Here is a 19,391-nt window from a genome sequence, read left to right as displayed (position 1 = left end):
GCGTCAAGGGCGGCCTGAAGCAGGAGGTGCGGCATTCGATAACAACGATCCGGCACAGGATCGGCAAAGAAGCAGGGAAGCGCAGTGGCACGCGGAGCGCCGCTGCTTGCCTTGGACGGGAATAAAGATGTTTCAGTCGCACGTGGTTGTGCTCATCGCGGGGCTGTTTGCCTTGCAGATGGCGGTGGTTTGCGTGGTGTTGCGCCGGTCGTCGGGCATGGAGCGCAGCGGCCTGACATCCTGGGCGCTGGGCAGCGTGCTGGCGGCCTTTGCCGCGGCGCTGGCGGCGGTGCAGGCATTGCGGCCGATGTGGCTGGTGCCGGAGTCGACGGACCTGGCGCTGCTTGCCGCGCTTTCGGTAATGGCGGTGGGCGCGCGGCACTTTGCGCAGCGGCCGGGCCGTGCCGCGGGCTTGCTGGGGCTGAACCTTGCGGCCGCGGCAGCGGTGGCCTGGGGCGACCTGGCGCCGCGCTACCTCGCCACGGCCGCGGCGCTGCCCGATCTGGCGCCGGTGCTGAGCGCCTGCCATATCGTGCTGCTGCTGGATCTCGCGCGCAGCGTGGTGCCGTCGGTGCCGGCCACGCGCGGCACCGGCCGGCTGGCGGCGTGGTCGCTGGCGGCGATTACGATCTCCGCCGCGGCCATCAACGCCTGGACCGTGCTGCGGCCGCTGGCGGCGATGGCGCAGGGCGGCGCCTGGCCGCGGCCGATGCCGTGGGATGGCGAGCTGGCCATGTTCAACGTCTTCGCTTTGGTCGGGGTATCGGTCAGCTTTGCGCTGATGGCGCACGACCGGCTGCGCCGCATGCTGGAGCGGCGCGCGCGGCACGACGACCTGACCGATGTGCTGCTGCGCGGCGCCTTCTGGGAGGAACTGGAAGCCGCCTGCCTGCAGGCCGAGCGGCAGCGCAAGCCGATGACGGTCGCGTTTGTCGATCTCGATCACTTCAAGGCCATCAACGATGTCTATGGCCACCTGGCCGGCGACAGCGTGCTGCGGCACTTTGCCGGCCTGTTGCGCAAGACGCTCGGACACGGCGACCTGGCGGGACGCCTGGGCGGCGAGGAATTCGCCATCGTGATGCCCGATACCGCGCTGGAAACCGGGCGGCTTGCCTGCCTGCGGCTCGCCACGGCGGTGCGCGCCACGCCTTGCCCGTCGGAACCTGATCCGATCGCTTATACCGTCAGCATCGGCGTGGCGGCGCGGCAGCCTGGCGAGGGTGCCGACGCGCTGATGCGCCGCGCCGACCGGGCCCTGTATGACGCCAAGCTGAAGGGGCGCAACTGCGTGTCGCTGCACCCGGTGGGCGGCGATAATGCAGCGCCGGCCGCCGATGCTGCTGAAGGCGCTGGCCGCTATGTCACGCGCGGCCAGCCGCGCATTGCCTCCTGACGCGCACGGCTTGTCACCGCGGCCGGGCGCTGCGGTAGAATGCACGCCTTCGCGTCCTTAGCTCAGTTGGATAGAGCACTCGCCTTCTAAGCGAGCGGTCAGAGGTTCGAATCCTCTAGGACGCGCCAGTCTTGCAAGGGCGGGCCATGGCTTCGCCCCGCCGCAACAGTCCTTGTCACTTCCGCCGCTTGCCGGTCGCTGACCCTCCGCTTCCCCCTCGCCAACGCCGTTATCCCTGCGGACGTACAAAGCCAATCGTTGTGGCATCTGGCCGTCATGGTCCATGTAGCGATAAGCATACCTTTTGAGGTTGTTCCGGCCTCAGCCCTCATCTAGACTGGATTTCATCCGTCCATGCGACCAGTACTTAACCTGGCCTGGCGAATGCGCGGCGGCGAGGTTTGCCGGTCCTGGGTCTTGAGAATGATCTGCAGGGAGACAAGCGATGATGCCCACGCCAACTTCAGAGAGAGTGCTGTCGCGCGGACTACTCGATGTGCTGATCCGCGCCGGGCTGATCGCGGTGCTTGCGATCTTCTGCTTCCGCATATTCCAGCCCTTTCTCGATCTCATCGTCTGGTCGGTGATCCTCGCGGTAACCATCTATCCCATGCAGGTCAGGCTCCGGCGCCGGCTGGGCAACAAGGACGGACGCGCCGCCACGCTGATCGTGCTGGTCTCCATTGCCATCATCGCGCTGCCGGCATACCTGTTGGGCGCCGCCATGGTCGATTCGGTCGGCAATGCCATGGCCATGGTCAAGAAAGAGGGCATGCATATCCCGCCACCGGCCGAGTCCGTCGCCACCTGGCCGCTGGTGGGCCAGCGCGTGTACGACGTCTGGCTGCAGGCCGCTTCCGACCTGACCGGGGCGATCCAGGCGCACGCGCCGCAGGTCAAGGAAGTCAGCCTGGTCGTGCTGGGCGCCGCCGCGGGCATTGGCAAGGGGCTGCTGATTTTTGTCTTCGCGTTGATTATCGGCGGCATCTTCATGGCGTACGGCGAGGCCGGCCACCGCAGCGCCGTGCAGATTGCCGCGCGCGTGTTTGGTCCGGAACGGGGGCAGCGCATCGCCGCGCTGTGCACGGCGACCATACGCGCGGTGGCCCAGGGCGTGGTCGGCATCGCCTTTATCCAGATGCTGCTGATCGGCGTGGCCTTCGTGATCAAGGGGATCCCGGCCGCGGGCTTGCTGGCCATGGCGGTGCTGCTGCTGGGCATTGCGCAGTTGCCGGCCACGCTGATCACCGTGCCGGTGATCATCTATGTATTTGCCAGCGAAGGGGCCAGCGTGGCCACCATCGTCTTCGCTATCTATGTGTTCGTGGCGGGGCTGGCCGATAACGTGCTCAAGCCGCTGTTGCTGGGGCGTGGCGTCGACGTGCCGATGCCGGTGGTGCTGGTCGGGGCGCTGGGCGGAATGGTGACCGGCGGCGTGATCGGCCTGTTCATCGGCCCGGTGGTGCTGGCGGTCGGCTATCAGCTGTTCTGGCAATGGGTGGAAGATCCGCCGCATCAGAGCGGGGCAGGCAACCAGCCACAGACCTGAAGCGATACGGCCCCATGCCGCGCTGGCAGCCTCCTTTGCGCGCATTGCTGGCCTGCGCCTGCTGCGTTGGCGGCTGCGCGCGCCTGGGGCCTGACTTCCAGCCGCAGGCTGAGCCCTGGGCGCAGCAGTGGCGCAGCCCGGCGCTCGAGCAGGCAACCGTGCAGGGGGCGCTGCCCGACATCCGCGAGTGGTGGCAGGTCTTCGGCGACCCGGTGCTCGAACGCCTGATCGCCGAAGCCGATGCCCACAATGCCGGCCTGAAGATCGCTGGCCTGCGCGTGATGGAAGCGCGCGCGCAGCTGGGCATCGCCCAGAGCGGGCGCTATCCGCAACTGCAGCAGGCCAGCGCCGATGTCCTGTACACCGACCGACGGCAGGCCGGCGGCCGCAATCCGCAGAATAATCGCTTCTGGCAATACAGCGCCGGCTTCGACATCGGCTGGGAGCTGGATTTCTGGGGGCGCTTCAGCCGCGCCATCGAATCTGCCGATGCCGCCTACTTTGCCGCCAGCGCCAACCGCGACGATGGCCTGGTATTGCTGCGCGCGCAGGTGGCGGAAACCTACTTTGCGTTGCGCACAGCCGAGGCTCGCCTGCGCATCGCCCGCGACAACGCGGCGCTGCAGCGGCGCAGCCTCGAAATCACCGAACGCTTGTTCAAGAGCGGCGAGACCGACGAGCTCGACCTGCAGCAAGCGAAGACGCAGTATCTGGGCACCCTCGGCACTATCCCGGAATTTGAAAGCCAGATCACGCGCACCCGCAATGCCCTGGCGGTGCTGATGGGCCGCCCGCCGGGGCCATTGCCGGAGTTGCCGGAACTGAGCGGCCAGGAAGGCGTGATTCCGCTGATCGATCGCGCCGTGCTGCAGGACGTGCCGGCCAGCCTGCTGCAGCGCCGTCCGGATATCCGCGCCGCCGAGCTGCAGATCGCCGCGCAATCGGCGCTGGTCGGCGTGGCCGAGGCCGATCTGTATCCGTCGCTGACGCTGCTGGGCAGCATTGTGTGGTCCGCCAGCACGCTGGCAGGCACGCCCAACAGCCTGGCGCTGGTCGGCGGCCCAAGCCTGCGCTGGAACATTTTCGACTACGGGCGCATCCGCAACACGGTGCGCGTGCAGGACGCCCGGCTGCAGCAACTGATCGTCGCCTATCAGGAGGCCGTGCGCCAGGCGGCGCGCGAAGCGGACGACGCCGCGAGTGCGCTGCTCAAGGCGCTGGAGCGCGAGCAGATCCTGCGTGACAGCGCGCTGGCCGCGAGGCGTTCCCTGACGCTGGCCAGCGCGCTTTACCGCGAGGGCTACTCCGACTTCCAGCGCGTGCTCGATGCACAGCGCGCGCTGGCGACCCAGCAGGACGCCTACGTGGTCAACCGCAGCAATGCGGTCAGCGACCTGATCGCCGTGTACAAGGCGCTCGGCGGCGGCTGGTCGGGCGCGCCGCCGCTGCTTGACCCCGCCACCCGCCGGCAGATGCAGCAACGCACCGACTGGGGGACCCTGCTGGATGAGCCGGCGCCGGCCCCAGCCTCCGTGACAGTCAACGGTAACCCACTGAGCGAGCGCCGATGAGCGACACCCCGCAACCTTCCGCCGCATCCCCGGCTGCGCCTGCCGCTGCCCCCGCAGCGCCGGCGCCCGCTGCCGACGCGTCAAGAAAGGGCGTGCGCTGGATCCTGCTGCTGATCGTGATCAGCCTCGCCTGGTACCTGCTGGCCGACCGCCTGACCCCTTACACGCAACAGGCGCGGGTGCAGGCCTTCGTCGTGCCGGTTGCCGCCGAGGTGTCCGGGCGCGTGACCAAGGTGAATGTGCGCAACAATCAGGACGTCGCCGCGGGCACGGTGCTGTTCGAGGTGGATCCCCAGCACTACAAGATTGCCGTGGACCGCGCCCGCGCTGACCTTGAGTCCACGCGCCGGCAGGTCGGCGCCGGCACCGCGGGCATCGAATCGGCGCAGGCATCGCTGCGCGCGGCCCGCGCCAACGAAGTCAAGGCGCGCCAGGATAGCGAGCGCCTCGAGCGGTTGTACCGCGAAGACGCGGGCACCATTTCCCTGCGGCGCCTGGAGGTGGCGCGGGCCGGCCTCGAGCAGGCCGTCAGCCAGGTCGCCGCTGCCCGGGCCGAGGTGCAGCGGGCGCGCGAGCAGCAGGGCGGCAGCGAGGACGACAACGCCAAGCTGCGCAGCGCCGCCACGGCGCTGGAAAAAGCCGAGCTCGACCTTGCCAATACGCAGGTGCGGGCGCGCGCCGCCGGGCTGGTCACCGACCTGCGCACCGACGTCGGACAGTTTGCCGCTGCCGGCAATCCCGTCATGACGCTGATCGCCATCCACGATGTGTGGGTCAGCGCCGAAATGACCGAGAACAACCTGGGCCGCGTCGAGCCCGGCACGCCGGTTGCAGTCGTGCTGGATGCCTTGCCGGGCCGGGTCTTCGAAGGCCGCGTGCGCAGTGTCGGCTACGGCGTCAACGTGGGGCCGGGCACGCCGCCGGGCAGCCTGCCGACGGTGCAAAACAGCCGTGACTGGCTGCGTCCGGCGCAACGCTTCCCGGTCATTGTCGAGATTGACCGGAAAGAACTGGCGGCGCTTCGCGGCATTCGCGTGGGCGGGCAGGCCGAGGTGATGGCGTTTCCCACCGAGGGCAATCCGCTCAATCCGCTGGGCCGCCTGTTCCTGTACCTGATGAGTTGGCTGTCCTATGTCTACTGACCTCCGGGCACTGCCGTTGCCCGCGCCCGATCCACGCGCGCGGCGCTCGCTGCGGCTGGCCAGCGGGACCGCGCTGTGCCTGGCGGTCAGCTTTGGCCTGGGCCTGCCGGTGCCCATGGTGACGCCGGTGCTCGGCGTGTTCCTGCTGACCAGCCTCAACCGTCCGATGTCGCCCGGCGCCGCGCTGGGCCTGGCGCTGGTCGTGATGCTGACCACGGGCACCGGCCTGCTGCTGGTCCCGATCCTGCGCTATTACCCCGCCAGCGGCGTGCTGCTGGTCAGCCTGTGCCTGTTCTTCGCCTTTCGCTATGGCCTGCGCGGCGGCAACGGCCTGGTGTCGACCTTCCTGGTGGTAGGACTGACCATGATTTCCGCGGCGGGCACCTTCGACTTCGGGCTGGCGGTCACGGTCATCGAAGCGCTGGTCAAGGGCTTGCTCGTCGCCGTGATGGCGCTCGGGCTTGGCCACTGGCTGTTTCCCGAGCCTGCTGGCGCGGGGGCACCGCCTGCGCCGGCGGCCCTGCCGGACGTCCAGGCTGCCCGGATCGCGCTGCGCGCCGCGCTGGTGGTCATGCCGGCGTTCCTGCTGGCGCTGAACGATCCGGCGGCGTACCTGCCGATCATCATGAAAGCGGCCACGCTGGGCCGGCAAAGCTGCACCGTCTCGGCACGCGGCGCGGGGCGCGAACTGCTTGGCTCGACCCTGCTTGGCGGTGTGCTGGCAATTCTGTTCTGGGCCGCGCTCAGCCTGTTCGTGCATCTGTGGATGTATTTCCTGTGGATGCTGCTGTTCGGCCTGCTGGTGGCGCGCAAGCTATATGGCCTCAGCCCGTCGCGGTACCCGCCGGGCTTCTGGGTCAATACCCTCGTGACGCTGATTATCCTGCTGGGCCAGTCCGTGCAGGACAGCGCCGCCGGGAAGGACGTCTATACCGCCTTTGCCGTGCGCATGGGCCTGTTTGTCGGCGTCACGCTGTATGCCTGGCTGATGGTCGCATGGCTCGATCAGCCGCGCGGCGCACGGCAGCTCTCCGGCTGAAGCGGGCGATCATGCTGCGCAACCTGGCGGTCGGCCTTCCCGTGATGCTGGTCTGCCTGCTGTTGCAGGCGGTCTTTGTGGCCATCTGCCTGCGCTATTACGTGCGCTTCAAGCACGCGCGGCAGGGGAGCGTATCGCTGGGTCAGGAGATCATGCTGCTGTCGGTGGTGATGGTGATGACCCTGTTCGGCAATTTCGTGCAGATGGCGATCTGGGCCATCCTGTTCATGCTGCTGGGCGAGTTCGCCGATTTCACCACCGCGCTGTATCACTCGGGCGTCAACTTTGCCACGCTGGGCTATGGGGATATCGTCATGTCGCCCACGTGGCGGCTGCTGGGGCCGCTGGAAGCGGCCAACGGCATCCTGATGTTGGGCGTCTCCAGTTCCGTGATGACCGCGGCGGTGCTGGACGTGACCAAGTTCAACGTGGCCAGCCTGGGCGAGGACGCCGAGCCCTAGCGCAAGGATGCCGCGCCCGGCGCGGGCGCGTCGCGGTCCTGGCGGGGTGCCGGCGGCGCCGGCACGATTCGCGTTTTTGACGCACAATACGGCCTGCGCGCCGCACAGGAGCACGCTGGATCGATCAGAGGCGAGGACCCTACCTCGCCCGTCAGCGGGCGGCATTTCGTTGAACTTCCTGCATCCTGTACATGGCCGCTCCACATGCACAATCCGCCGCGGATCCAGACCGCGGCGCCGACGCTTCCCTGTCTTCCCGCGATCACAAGCCAGCCGGCCGGCTGCCCCTGCTGGCGCTTGGCGTCGGCAGTTTCGGCATCGGCACCGGCGAGTTCGTCATCATGGGCCTGCTGCCCGATGCCGCAACCGACCTCGGCATCTCGATCCCGCAAGCCGGCCACCTGATCAGTGCCTATGCACTCGGCGTGGTCGTCGGCGCGCCACTGCTGGCGGTGCTGGGCGCGCGCTGGCCGCGGCGCAACCTGCTGATCGCACTGATGGCGGTGTTTGCCGCCGGCAATATCGCCAGCGCGCTGGCGCCGTCGTACCTGTCGATGATGGTGGCGCGTCTGCTCACGGGTTTTCCGCACGGCACGTATTTCGGCGTGGCGGCGCTGGTTGCCGCCAGCCTGGTCCCGCGCGAGCGGCGCGCGCAGGCGGTAGGGCTGGTGATGCTGGGCCTGACCACCGCCACGCTGGTCGGCGTGCCCATCGCCGCGGCGGTCGGCACGTGGCTGGGCTGGCGCTCGGCCTTCGTGATCGTCGGTGCGCTCGGTGCGCTGACGGCGCTGCTGGTATGGCGCTGGGTGCCGTTCGTGCCGGCTGACCGGCGTGCCAGCCCGCTGCGCGAGTTGTCGGCGCTCGGGCGCAAGCAGGTCTGGCTGACGCTGGGTATCGGCGCGATCGGGTTTGGCGGCATGTTCTCGGTGTTCAGCTATATCAAGCCGACCATGCTGGAGCTGGCGCATATGCCGGCGGCTGGCATCCCGGTGGTGCTGGCGCTGTTCGGCATCGGCATGGTGGCGGGCAACCTGGCCGGTGCCAGGCTGGCCGACAAGGCGCTGATGCCCACGGTGGGCGGCGTGCTGGTCTGGACCGCGCTGGTGCTGGGCGCCTTTACCTTGACCGCGTCGCATGCATGGCTGGCGGCGTTCAATGTGCTGCTGGTCGGTACCGCGGTGGCGCTGGGCCCGGCGCTGCAGATCCGGCTGATGGACGTCGCCGGCGACGCCCAGACGCTGGCCGCTGCGCTCAACCATTCGGCCTTCAACCTGGCCAATGCGCTAGGCGCCTGGCTGGGCGGGCTGACCATCGCTGCAGGCTTCGGCTGGGAGTCGACCGGCTGGGTCGGCTTGCTGCTGGCGCTTGGCGGGCTGGTGATCTATGCCTGGTCGATGCTGAGCATGGAGCGGCGCGTGCCCGCCGCGGCGTAGCACGCTGGCGTGCGCGCCTTCGGAATCCCGAAGCAAAAAGGGGTGCCATACCGGCACCCCTTTTTTTATTGCGCGTGCTGCCGGCGCAGGATTTACTCCGCGTCGGCCACGCTTGCGCCAACCACGTTGAAGCCGCCGTCGACGTAGGTGATCTCACCGGTCACGCCGCTGGCCAGGTCCGACAGCAGGAAGGCGGCGACGTTGCCGACCTCTTCGATGGTGACATTGCGGCGCAGCGGCGCGGCTTCCTCGAAGTGGCCGAGCAGCTTGCCGAAGCCCTTGATGCCCGAGGCGGCCAGGGTCTTGATCGGACCGGCCGAGATGCCGTTGGCACGGATGCCGCGCGGGCCGACCGATGAGGCCAGGTAGCGCACGCTGGCTTCCAGCGATGCCTTGGCCAGGCCCATGGTGTTGTAGTTGGGAACGACGCGCTCGGCGCCCAGGTAAGTCAGCGTCAGCAGCGAGGCCTTGTCCGACAGCAGCGGCAGGGCGGCCTTGGCCAGCGCCGGGAAGCTGTACGCGGAAATGTCGTGGGCGATGCGGAAGCCTTCGCGCGACAGGCCGTCGAGGAAATCGCCGGCGATCGCTTCACGCGGCGCGAAGCCGATCGAATGCACCAGGCCGTCGAACTTTTCCCAGCGCTGGCCCAGCGCGGCGAAGGTGGCGGCAATCTGCTCGTCGCTGCCGACGTCGCATTCGAAAACCAGGTCGCTGCCGAATTCCTTGGCAAAGTCGCTGATCCGGTCCTTGAACCGTTCGCCGACGTAGGTGAAGGCCAGTTCGGCGCCTTCGCGCTTGCACGCCGAGGCAATGCCATAGGCGATCGAGCGGTTCGAAAGCAAGCCGGTGATCAGGATCCGCTTACCTGCCAGAAATCCCATAAATTCTCCAAGGTGGTGTATCAGGCACGCTTCGTGCGTCCGCCATGCGGCCGTGCGGGTGCCGGGCTGTCTTGCGGCCCTTTTATTGCGCCGCGCAGAGGGAATGTCCGGATGGCTGGGGCCACCCCGGACGCATGTAAAATTGTCTCATACTTGGCCCGGCCGCAGAACGCCGGGCCCGACAGGTGACAGTGGAGGAATCCAACAGGATGCCTATTCAAGCACGTTGGCCGCTTCAGGCGGCATGGCAGTGCTTCCGGCGGGATGCAGTACTGCGTGGTTGGGCGGCAATGAAGCTGGCGCTGGCGCTGGCGGCGGGGGTCTCGCTCTTTTCTGATCCGGCATGGGCGGCGCATGGCTTTGCGCTGCATGGGGACCTCAAGTACCAGCCGAATTTCTCGCACTTCGAATACGCCAATCCCAACGCACCGGTCGGCGGCACGCTGACGCTCGCCAATCCAGACCGGCGCACCAGTTTCGACAAGTTCAATCCGTTCACGCTGAAGGGCACCTCGGCCCCGGGCCTGAACGCGCTGATGTTCGAGTCGCTGCTGATCAGCAGCGCCGACGAAAGCGCCAGCGCCTACGGCCTGCTGGCCGAGGACGTCACGGTGGCGCCCGACGAGTTGTCGGTCACCTTCACGATCCGCCCGCAGGCGCGCTTTTCCAATGGCGACCCGGTGCTCGCCTCGGACGTCAAGTACTCCTACGACATGCTGATGAGCAAGGCCTCGAGCCCAGGCTATCGCAGCATGTGCACCGACGTGAAGGCGGTGGTCGTGACCGGCGAGCGCACCGTGCGCTTCGATTTCAAGCAGCGCAACCGCGAACTGCCGCTGATCGTGGGCTCGCTGCCGGTGTTCTCGCGCAAGTGGACCGCCAAGGTTCCGTTCGAGAAGCTGACCTTCGAGCCGCCGGTGACCAGCGGTCCCTACCTGATCGAGCGTTTCGACGCCGGCCGCGGCATCGTTTTCCAGCGCGACCCGAAATACTGGGGCAAGGACCTCGCCGTGCGGCGCGGCACCTTCAACTTCGCGCGCGTGGTCTACCGCCTGTACAAGGACGAGACCGCGCGGCTGGAGGCCTTCAAGGCCGGCGAGTTCGACGCCATCGTCGAATACAAGGCCAAGAACTGGGCCAAGAGCTACCAGGGCACGCGCTTTCGCAACGGCGAACTGCTCAAGACCGAGTTCCCGCATCGCAACGGCGCCGGCATGCAGGGCTATGTCATGAACCTGCGCAAGCCGGTGTTCCAGGACGTGCGCGTACGCCAGGCGCTGATCCTGGCGCTGGATTTCGAATGGCTCAACCGGCAGCTGTTCTACGGCGCCTACAAGCGCCTGGACAGCTGGTTCTCCAACAGCGAACTGTCGGCCAGCGCCACTTTCGACGGCCGTCCCGGTCCCGGCGAACTGCAGCTGCTCGAACCGCTGCGCGCGCAACTGCCGCCGGAGGTGTTCGGCCCCGACGTGGTCCAGCCCAGCACCGCGCCGCCGCGCTCGCTGCGCGACAACCTGCGCCTGGCGCGGCGCCTGCTGGCCCAGGCCGGCTGGACCTATACCGACGGCGCGCTGCGCAACGCCAAGGGCGAGCCGCTGGTATTCGAGTTCCTCGACGACGGCGGCGCCATGAGCCGGGTGATCACCACTTATGTGCGCAACCTCGAGAAGCTCGGCATCCAGGTGCACCAGCGCACCACGGATTTCGCGCTGTACCAGAAACGGCTCGAAGACTTCGACTTCGACATGGTGTCGATCCGCTTCCCCGATTCGCAAAGCCCGGGCAATGAACTGCGCGACCGCTTCTCCAGCGAGGCCGCCGGCACGCCGGGCTCGGACAACCTGTTCGGGCTGAAGTCGCCGGTGGTCGACAAGCTGGTGGACAACGTGCTGCGCGCCGATACCCGGCAGGAGCTCGTCACTGCCGGCCGCGCGCTGGACCGGGTGCTGATGCACGGCTATTACATCGTGCCGAACTGGTACAGCGCGTCGCACCGGGTGGCCTACCGCAAGACGCTGGCGTACCCGGAGCGGCTGCCGTATTTCTACACCGCGGAAGGCTGGATCCTCAGCCACTGGTGGCGCACCGACGTGCAGGCGCAAGCCCGCTGAGGCACTCAGGCGCTGGCAGGTTCAGCGCGGACAAGGAAAGAGACGGCCCCCATGCTTGCCTATCTGCTCAAACGCATTCTGCTGATGATTCCGACGCTGGTCGGGGTCATCACGCTGACCTTTGTCGTGATCCAGTTCGTGCCGGGCGGCCCGGTCGAACAGATGATGATGGAGCTGAAAGGGCGCGGCGGCGCTGGCGAAGCCAGCGGCGGTGGCGCCGAATACCGCGGGCGGCGTGGCGTCGACCCCGACAAGATCAAGGAGATCCAGGCCCTCTACGGCTTCGACAAGCCGCCGCTGGAGCGCTACTTGCTGATGCTCAAGCGCTTTGCCCAGTTCGACCTGGGCCAGAGCTATTTCCAGCACCGCAGCGTGTGGGAGCTGGTCAAGTCCAAGCTGCCGGTATCGGTCAGCCTCGGCTTGTGGACCTTCTTCCTGACCTACCTGATATCGGTGCCGCTCGGCATCTCCAAGGCGATCCGGGCGGGCAGCCGCTTCGACGTGGTGACCAGCGTCATCGTGCTGGTCGGCTATGCCATCCCTGGCTTCGTGCTCGGCGTGCTGCTGCTGGTGGTGTTCGGCGGCGGCACCTTCGTGCAGTGGTTTCCGCTGCGGGGGCTGACTTCCGATAACTGGGAGCAGCTGTCGCTGATGGGCAAGGTGATGGACTACCTGTGGCATCTGGTGCTGCCGATCACGGCGTCGGTGGTGGGCAGTTTCGCGGTGGTGACCATGCTGACCAAGAACGCCTTCCTCGAGGAAATCCGCAAGCAGTATGTGCTGACCGCGCGCGCCAAGGGCCTGGGCGAGCGCCGCGTGCTGTGGAAGCACGTCTTTCGCAATGCCCTGATCCCGCTGGTGACCGGCTTCCCGGCGGCGTTCATCGGCGCCTTCTTCACCGGCTCGCTGCTGATCGAGACACTGTTCTCGCTCGACGGGCTGGGCCTGCTTTCGTATGAAGCGGTGCTGCGGCGCGACTATCCGGTGGTGCTCGGCACGCTCTACCTGTTCACGCTGATCGGGCTGGTCACGCGCCTGATCTCCGACGTCTGCTACGTGCTGGTGGACCCGCGCATCCATTTCGAGGGCTTGCACCGATGAAACCGTTCTCGCACGCGGCGCCCAACGGCCTGCCGCATTCGCCTTCGCCGCGCCAGCGCGCCTGGCAGCGCTTTCGCCGCAACCGGCGCGGCTACTGGAGCCTGGTGATCTTCGTCGTCATCTTCGTGCTCAGCCTGGGCGCGGAACTGTTGTCGAGCAACCGGCCGCTGGTGGTGCACTACAAGGGCGAATGGTATTTCCCCATCGTCAAGGTCTATCCCGAAACCACCTTCGACGGCGATTTCGCCACGCCGGCCGATTACCTGGACCCGTATATCCGCGATCGCATCACCACCAACGGCAATTTCGCGGTGTTTCCGCTGAACCGGTATTCGTACGACTCGCTCAACTACTTCGCCAAGGAACCCAACCCGGCGCCGCCCTCGGCCGAGAACTGGCTCGGCACCGACGACCGCGGCCGCGACGTGCTGGCGCGGCTGCTGTATGGCTTCCGCGTGTCGGTGCTGTTCGCGCTGGCGCTGACCGTGATCGGGGTGCTGGTCGGTACCCTGACCGGGGCGCTGATGGGCTTCTTCGGCGGGCGCTTCGACCTGTTCTCGCAACGCGCCATCGAGATCTGGAGCTCGATGCCCGAGCTCTACCTGCTGATCATCTTCGCCTCGATCTTCGAGCCCAGCCTGGCGCTGCTGATCATCCTGCTGTCGCTGTTCGGCTGGATGGGCTTGTCCGATTACGTGCGCGCCGAGTTCTACCGCAACCGCTCGCTCGACTACGTCAAGGCCGCGCGCGCGCTGGGATTGTCCAACGTGCAGATCATGTGGCGCCACATCCTGCCAAACAGCCTGACCCCTGTGATCACCTTCCTGCCATTCCGCATGAGCGCGGCCATCCTGGCGCTGACCAGCCTCGACTTCCTCGGCCTGGGCGTGCCGCCCACCACGCCGAGCCTGGGCGAGTTGCTGGCGCAGGGCAAGGCCAACCTCGATGCGTGGTGGATCTCGCTGTCGACCTTCGCGGTGCTGGTGGTGACGCTGCTGCTGCTGACCTTCATGGGCGACGCGCTGCGCGATGCCTTCGATACCCGGCTGGGCCTGGCCGCGCTGCGCGGCCGCGTCGAGCCCAAGGTGCCCGCAGGCGCGCCCACCGGCGCGGCGCCGGAGGCCACGCCATGACCGCGGTGTCGCCGATGACCTTGCCGGACGTGGCGCCGGCACCGATGCCCGCGCCGGGATCCACGCTGATGTGCGTCGACAAGCTGTCGGTCACCTTCGGCCATGGCGAGCATGCCACCCGCGCGGTGCGCGACGTCAGCTTCGACCTGCGCGCCGGCGAGCGCTATGCGCTGGTGGGCGAGTCCGGTTCGGGCAAGACCGTGACGGCGCTGGCCATGCTACGGCTGGTGGAAGACGCCTACTACGATGGCGCGATCCGTTTCGAGGGCAAGAACCTGCTGGAGGTCTCCGACCGCGAGATGCGCGCGATCCGCGGCGCCGAGATCGCGATGATCTTCCAGGAGCCGATGACGGCGCTGAACCCGCTGTACACCATCGGCAACCAGATCGTCGAGACCCTCGCACTGCACGAAGGCCTGGACCGCCGCGCCGCGCGCGAGCGCGCCATCGCGTTGCTGGAGCGCACCGGCATCAGCGACGCCGCACATCGCTTCGACAGCTTCCCGCACCAGTTGTCGGGCGGCCAGCGCCAGCGCGCCATGATCGCGATGGCGCTGGCGTGCCGGCCCAAGCTGCTGCTGGCCGACGAGCCGACCACGGCGCTGGACGTCACCATCCGCGCGCAGATCCTCGACCTGCTGCGCGACCTGCAGGCCGAGTTCGGCATGGCGGTGATGCTGATCACCCACGACCTCAACCTGGTGCGCGCCTTCGCGCAACGGGTCGGCGTGATGGAGAAGGGCGTGCTGGTGGAAACCGGCGAGACCGCCAGCGTGTTCGCCGCGCCCCAGCACCCCTATACCCGCAAGCTGATCGACAGCCGCCCGCGGCGCGAGGTGCTGCCGCTGGTGCCGCTGGCGCCGGTGCTGCTCGAGGCGAACAAGCTCGGCGTCAGCTATGCGCGCAAGCGCCGCGGCCTGGCAGGGTGGTTCGGCAAGGACCAGTTCGCGGCGGTCAAGGATGTCGATTTCCAGCTGCGCGAGGGCGAGACGCTGGGCATCGTCGGCGAGTCCGGCTCGGGCAAGACCACGCTGGCGCATACCGTGCTGGCGCTGCAGCGCAAGAGCGCTGGCACCATCCATTTCCTGGGCCGCAGCTTCGACACCGCCACGCGCGACGACCGCCGCAAGCTGCGCGCGCGCATGCAGGTGGTGTTCCAGGACCCGTTCGGGTCGCTGGCGCCGCGCATGACCATCGAGCAGATCGTGGGCGAAGGCCTGGCGCTGCACCAGCCCGGACTGTCGCGCGAGGCCACGCGACAGCGCGTGATCGAGGCGTTGCGCGAGGTCGGCCTCGACCGTACCGCGCTGGGCCGCTATCCGCATGAATTCTCCGGCGGGCAGCGCCAGCGCATTGCCATCGCCCGCGTGCTGATCCTCAAGCCGCAGATACTGGTGCTGGATGAGCCGACCTCGGCGCTGGATGTCTCGATCCAGCAGCAGGTGCTGGCGCTGCTGTCTCAGCTGCAGCACAAGTACAACCTCAGCTATCTGTTTATCAGCCATGACCTGGCGGTGATCCGTGCCATGGCGCACCGGGTCATCGTGATGAAGGCGGGCGAGGTGGTCGAGGCGGGCGAGACCGAAGCGGTGCTGGGGGCACCGCAACATCCCTATACGCGCAAGCTGATGGCGGCGGCGCAGGTCGGTGCGGCGTAATTCGGCAGGGTTTGCTGTTGCAATGCGAGGGCAATGCCGACCGCGCAGCTAGCATCGAGCCATGGGATTAATCCGATAAAGAAGATGCGAAAAACGGTCTATATCGTTGATTCGGAAGCCAAATCCGTCGAATTTGTAACGAACTTTGACATGTGAATGACAACCCTTTACCATCCCGCCAGAACTAGTTTTGGGGGTGGTGCGTCCGGCGCATTTGCGCCCGCCGTGCACGCTTGCGGTGCGGGAGCCGAGCCGAGGCCCTGGCGCGGAGGTTGCGTAAGGTTTGCCCCCTGAGTTCACACGATGATCGCCCGACGTCACTGAAACGTTCGCGCGACATCCACCCAATACCCAGCTGCCCCGGACTCTGTGCCGGGGCTTGCTTTGGAACGATCAACAGGAGAGCCAATGCAGCGATCGGTGCTTCATTCCCTGGCGCGCGCCGCCGTCGGATTTGCCCTTGCCTGCGGTGCGACTGTGTCGAATGGAGTGCTGGCGGATACGGTATTCAAGGATGCCGACACCCGTATCGAGTCCGCGGCCCAGGCCGTGGATTCGCATCCGGAAGGCAGGCGCGGCTTGCTGTCGTCGGTGGTGAATTCCACCAGCAACGTTGCCAGCAAGGCTGGCGACCTGGTCATGAATGCGCTGGGCCTGATCGGCGTGCGTTACCGCTTCGGCGGCAACACGCCCGAATCCGGCCTGGACTGCAGCGGCTTCGTCCGCTACGTGTTCCATGACACCTTCGGCTTCATGCTGCCGCGCCGCTCCGTCGAAATCAGCCGCGTCGGCACCACCGTGGCGACCAGCGACCTGCGTCCGGGCGACCTGGTGTTCTTCAACACCATGCGCCAGACTTTTTCGCATGTCGGCATCTATATCGGCGACAACAAGTTCGTGCATGCGCCGTCCACCGGCAGCAAGATCCGCGTCGACGACATGCGCGCGGCCTATTGGGTGACCCGCTACAACGGCGCCCGCCGCATCGACGAAGGCAAGGAACGCAGTGCCGAGGGCCTGGGCGACATGGTCGAGACGCTCAAGCGCTACGATCCCAAGGCGGCTCGCGCGTCGATGTACGGCGGCTGACGGCTGGCGACGCGTTAAACAAGAAAGGACTGCTGCGGCAGTCCTTTTTGTTTTCCGATGCAGCGGCGGCGCGGCTACTGCGCCGCGACCTTGCCGGCGGGCGCCAGCCGGGCCTGTTCCAGCCGCTGCCGCAGCGTTGCCATGACCGCCGCGGTCGCCTGTTCGCCCGCCAGTACGGCGCGGTTGCGCGCATTGAAGTCGCTGCCGCCCATGTCGGGCAGCTCGGGCCGGATCACCACGTCGGCGCGCGCCAGCGCCATCTTGTTGATGGACTGGCCCATGATCGCGGTGGTCTGCAGCAGCACGCCGCTCTGGCCGGCGTGCTGCTGCGCCGACGGATCGGCCGAGATATTGACCGCAATGACAAAGTCCGCTCCCATGCTGCGGGCGGAATCCACCGGCACCGGTTCGACCAGGCCGCCGTCGACATAGTCGTGCCCCTGGATCGATACCGGCTGGAACACGCCCGGCACGCTGCTGGAAGCGCGCACGGCCTGGCCCGTGTTGCCGCGGCGGAACAGGATCTTGTCGCCGCTCTTGAGGTCGGTGGCGACGATGCCCAGCGGCAGCTTCATGGATTCGATGGGGCGGTTCTGCACCAGGCGGTTGACGTAGTTCTGCAGCGCCTCGCCCTTGAGCCAGCCGCCGAAGCGGGTGCCGAACGGCAGCGCCCAGTCGGCGATGGCGGCCTCGTCCATGGTCAGGGCAAGCTTGTTCAGCTGGAAGCCATTGAGCCCGCTGGCGTACAGCGCCGCCACCACCGCGCCGGCGCTGGTGCCGGTGACCAGGTCGGCGTGGATGCCCTGGGCCTCGAGCGCCTTGATCACGCCGATATGGGCAAAGCCGCGCGCGGCGCCGCCGCCCAGCGCCAGGCCGATCTTGATGGGCCGCGGCGTGGGCGGGGAGGGCGGCGTGGTCGCGACCGGTGGCGCGGAGCGCGGGCCGAAGGCGCAGCCCGCCAGCAGGGCGGCGGCGGAGATGCCGAGAAAATGACGTCGTTGCATGCAGCGGGGGATCGGTAACAAGGAGGGACCAGCGGCGGCGATGCGATGCGGGTGCTTCTCCATCCACGTTCCGATCGCTCGGCCTGGCTGCCGGCCACAGCTCAGACCGGCGCAAGCATAAATGATTCCGCGCGGGGCCGGTGCGCGCAATGGGTCGGGGGCGGGGCGAAGCTGGGCAATACGCGTTGGTATAATGCAGGGCCCGCACATACACCAGCCTGCGCGCCGCCGCGCGCGGGCTTTCTTGTTTTTCCCCTGACCATGACTCAACGCGTCCGCACCCGCTTTGCGCCGAGCCCGACCGGCTTCATCCATCTCGGCAATATCCGCTCCGCGCTCTATCCCTGGGCCTTTGCCCGCCGCATGCAGGGCGACTTCATCCTGCGCATCGAGGACACCGACGTCGAGCGCTCGTCGCAGGAGGCGGTCGACGTGATCCTCGAAAGCATGGCCTGGCTCGAGCTGGATATCGACGAGGGGCCGTTCTACCAGATGCAGCGCATGGACCGCTATCGCGAGGTGGTGGCGCAGATGGTGGAGGCCGGGCTGGCCTACCGCTGCTACATGAGCACGGCAGAACTGGACGCGCTGCGCGAAGCCCAGCGCGAGCGCGGCGAGAAGCCGCGCTACAACGGCTTCTGGCGGCCTGAGCCGGGCAAGGTCCTGCCCGAGCCGCCGGCCGGCGTGGACCCGGTGATCCGCTTCAGGAACCCCATCGGCGGCAGCGTGGTGTGGGACGACGCGGTCAAGGGCCGCATCGAGATTGCCAATGACGAGCTCGACGACCTGGTGATCGCGCGCCCCGACGGCACGCCCACCTACAACTTCTGCGTGGTGGTGGACGATCTCGACATGCAGATCACCCACGTGATCCGCGGCGACGACCACGTCAACAACACGCCGCGCCAGATCAACATCATCCGCGCGCTGGGCGGCACGCCTCCGGTCTACGCGCACCTGCCGACCGTGCTCAACGAGCAGGGCGAGAAAATGAGCAAGCGCCATGGCGCGATGAGCGTGACCGGGTATCGCGACGAGGGCTACCTGCCGGAAGCGGTGCTGAACTACCTGGCGCGGCTGGGTTGGGCGCACGGCGATGCCGAGATCTTCTCGCGCGAGCAGTTCGTGGAGTGGTTCGACCTTGAGCACCTGGGCAAGTCGCCGGCCCAGTACAACCCTGAGAAGCTGGCCTGGCTCAACAACCACTACATCAAGGCTGGTGACAACCAGCGCCTGGCCACGCTGACGCAGCCCTTTATCGAGGCGCTGGGCGGCAAGGTGGAAGGGGCCGACCTGGTCGGCGTGATCGCGCTGGTGAAGGACCGCGCCAACACGCTGAAGGAAGTCGCGCAGGCCGCGCTGCTGTTCTATCGCGGCGAGCCGCGGGCCGATGCCGCGCTCAAGGCCGAACATCTCACCCCGGAGATCCAGCCGGCACTGGCGGCACTGTCGGCCCGGCTGGCCGCGCTGCCCGCGTGGACCCGCGAAGAGATCGGCGCCGCCTTCAAGGCCGTGCTGGCCGAGTTCGGGTTGAAGATGCCCAAGCTGGCCATGCCGGTACGGCTGCTGGTGGCAGGGCAGCTGCAGACGCCGAGCATCGACGCGGTACTCGAACTGTTCGGCCGCGACACGGTGCTGCGGCGCCTGGCCGCCGCGGCCTGAGCGCTGCCTAAAAAGACGCAAAAAAAGTCCGCGCCGGGGCTTGCGCTTCGGCCAGGACTTGCGCATAATCTCGTTCTCCCTGCAGCGCGGCAGCTACAAAGCGACCAAGCGGGCCGGCGGATCCGAAAGGATCTTTCGTTTTCTCTGAGCGGATTATTGAA

General features: G+C 67.4%; 15 protein-coding genes and 1 tRNA gene. 14 read left to right on the top strand and 2 right to left on the bottom strand.

Annotated elements, in window-relative coordinates; translation table 11 throughout:
• Positions 1–127 precede the first annotated feature (127 nt).
• The 8 genes from GA0116996_RS08480 (at position 128) to GA0116996_RS08445 (ending at position 8,591) form a co-directional block, all read left to right on the top strand.
• The gene (locus tag GA0116996_RS08480; RefSeq protein ID WP_092309371.1) at positions 128–1,396 is read left to right on the top strand and encodes a GGDEF domain-containing protein; all 1,269 of its coding nucleotides are present in this window, start codon (positions 128–130) and stop codon (positions 1,394–1,396) included.
• Between the two features lie 51 nt (positions 1,397–1,447).
• Positions 1,448–1,524: transfer RNA gene (locus tag GA0116996_RS08475), tRNA-Arg, on the top strand.
• A gap of 317 nt (positions 1,525–1,841) precedes the next feature.
• The gene (locus GA0116996_RS08470) at positions 1,842–2,945 is read left to right on the top strand and encodes an AI-2E family transporter (RefSeq protein ID WP_092309368.1); all 1,104 of its coding nucleotides are present in this window, start codon (positions 1,842–1,844) and stop codon (positions 2,943–2,945) included.
• A 14-nt stretch (positions 2,946–2,959) separates the two neighbouring features.
• The gene (locus tag GA0116996_RS08465) at positions 2,960–4,516 is read left to right on the top strand and encodes an efflux transporter outer membrane subunit (RefSeq protein ID WP_092309366.1); all 1,557 of its coding nucleotides are present in this window, start codon (positions 2,960–2,962) and stop codon (positions 4,514–4,516) included.
• Positions 4,513–5,658 carry an HlyD family secretion protein gene (locus GA0116996_RS08460; RefSeq protein ID WP_092309363.1) on the top strand — a complete coding sequence of 382 codons (1,146 nt, stop codon included), beginning with the start codon at positions 4,513–4,515 and terminating at the stop codon, positions 5,656–5,658. Before GA0116996_RS08465 ends, GA0116996_RS08460 begins: the two co-directional genes overlap by 4 nt.
• The gene (locus GA0116996_RS08455) at positions 5,648–6,697 is read left to right on the top strand and encodes a DUF2955 domain-containing protein (RefSeq protein WP_092309360.1); all 1,050 of its coding nucleotides are present in this window, start codon (positions 5,648–5,650) and stop codon (positions 6,695–6,697) included. The genes GA0116996_RS08460 and GA0116996_RS08455 overlap by 11 nt, the downstream gene beginning before the upstream one ends.
• Positions 6,698–6,708: 11 nt before the next feature.
• Positions 6,709–7,158 (top strand): ion channel, encoded by a 450-nt coding sequence (locus tag GA0116996_RS08450; RefSeq protein WP_092309358.1) that lies wholly within the window; start codon positions 6,709–6,711, stop codon positions 7,156–7,158.
• Positions 7,159–7,349: 191 nt separating this feature from the next.
• Complete coding sequence (locus GA0116996_RS08445; RefSeq protein ID WP_092309355.1) at positions 7,350–8,591, top strand: MFS transporter; 1,242 nt, start codon at positions 7,350–7,352, stop codon at positions 8,589–8,591.
• Between the two features lie 92 nt (positions 8,592–8,683).
• Here GA0116996_RS08445 and fabI read toward each other — a convergent pair whose 3' ends face one another.
• A complete protein-coding gene (gene fabI / locus GA0116996_RS08440) occupies positions 8,684–9,472 on the bottom strand; it encodes an enoyl-ACP reductase FabI (RefSeq protein WP_092309352.1) in 789 nt (262 codons plus the stop codon).
• A 209-nt stretch (positions 9,473–9,681) separates the two neighbouring features.
• Here fabI and GA0116996_RS08435 point away from each other — a divergent pair, with 209 nt between their 5' ends.
• The 5 genes from GA0116996_RS08435 (at position 9,682) to GA0116996_RS08415 (ending at position 16,564) form a co-directional block, all read left to right on the top strand.
• Positions 9,682–11,583 carry an extracellular solute-binding protein gene (locus tag GA0116996_RS08435; protein WP_092309349.1) on the top strand — a complete coding sequence of 634 codons (1,902 nt, stop codon included), beginning with the start codon at positions 9,682–9,684 and terminating at the stop codon, positions 11,581–11,583.
• A gap of 51 nt (positions 11,584–11,634) precedes the next feature.
• On the top strand, positions 11,635–12,684 hold the full coding sequence (locus GA0116996_RS08430; protein WP_092309346.1) for a microcin C ABC transporter permease YejB: 1,050 nt from the start codon (positions 11,635–11,637) through the stop codon (positions 12,682–12,684).
• On the top strand, positions 12,681–13,817 hold the full coding sequence (locus GA0116996_RS08425) for an ABC transporter permease (protein ID WP_062800670.1): 1,137 nt from the start codon (positions 12,681–12,683) through the stop codon (positions 13,815–13,817). Before GA0116996_RS08430 ends, GA0116996_RS08425 begins: the two co-directional genes overlap by 4 nt.
• Complete coding sequence (locus tag GA0116996_RS08420; protein WP_373861786.1) at positions 13,814–15,475, top strand: ABC transporter ATP-binding protein; 1,662 nt, start codon at positions 13,814–13,816, stop codon at positions 15,473–15,475. Before GA0116996_RS08425 ends, GA0116996_RS08420 begins: the two co-directional genes overlap by 4 nt.
• 408 nt (positions 15,476–15,883) lie before the next feature.
• Entirely contained in the window at positions 15,884–16,564 is a 681-nt protein-coding gene (locus tag GA0116996_RS08415; protein ID WP_092309343.1) for a C40 family peptidase, read from the top strand.
• Between the two features lie 74 nt (positions 16,565–16,638).
• Here GA0116996_RS08415 and GA0116996_RS08410 read toward each other — a convergent pair whose 3' ends face one another.
• Positions 16,639–17,568, bottom strand: coding sequence for a patatin-like phospholipase family protein (locus tag GA0116996_RS08410; protein ID WP_092309340.1), 930 nt, complete (start codon positions 17,566–17,568; stop codon positions 16,639–16,641).
• Between the two features lie 261 nt (positions 17,569–17,829).
• On the opposite strand from GA0116996_RS08410, the gene gltX reads away from it, so the two are divergent.
• Entirely contained in the window at positions 17,830–19,230 is a 1,401-nt protein-coding gene (gene gltX, locus GA0116996_RS08405; RefSeq protein ID WP_092309337.1) for a glutamate--tRNA ligase, read from the top strand.
• The last annotated feature ends 161 nt before the right edge of the window (positions 19,231–19,391 follow it).

The sequence above is a fragment of the Cupriavidus alkaliphilus genome (genome assembly GCF_900094595.1).
GTDB classification, from domain to species: domain Bacteria; phylum Pseudomonadota; class Gammaproteobacteria; order Burkholderiales; family Burkholderiaceae; genus Cupriavidus; species Cupriavidus alkaliphilus.
The sequence above is the reverse complement of the archived record's forward strand: the minus strand, read 5'-3'. Positions and strand labels throughout refer to the sequence as shown.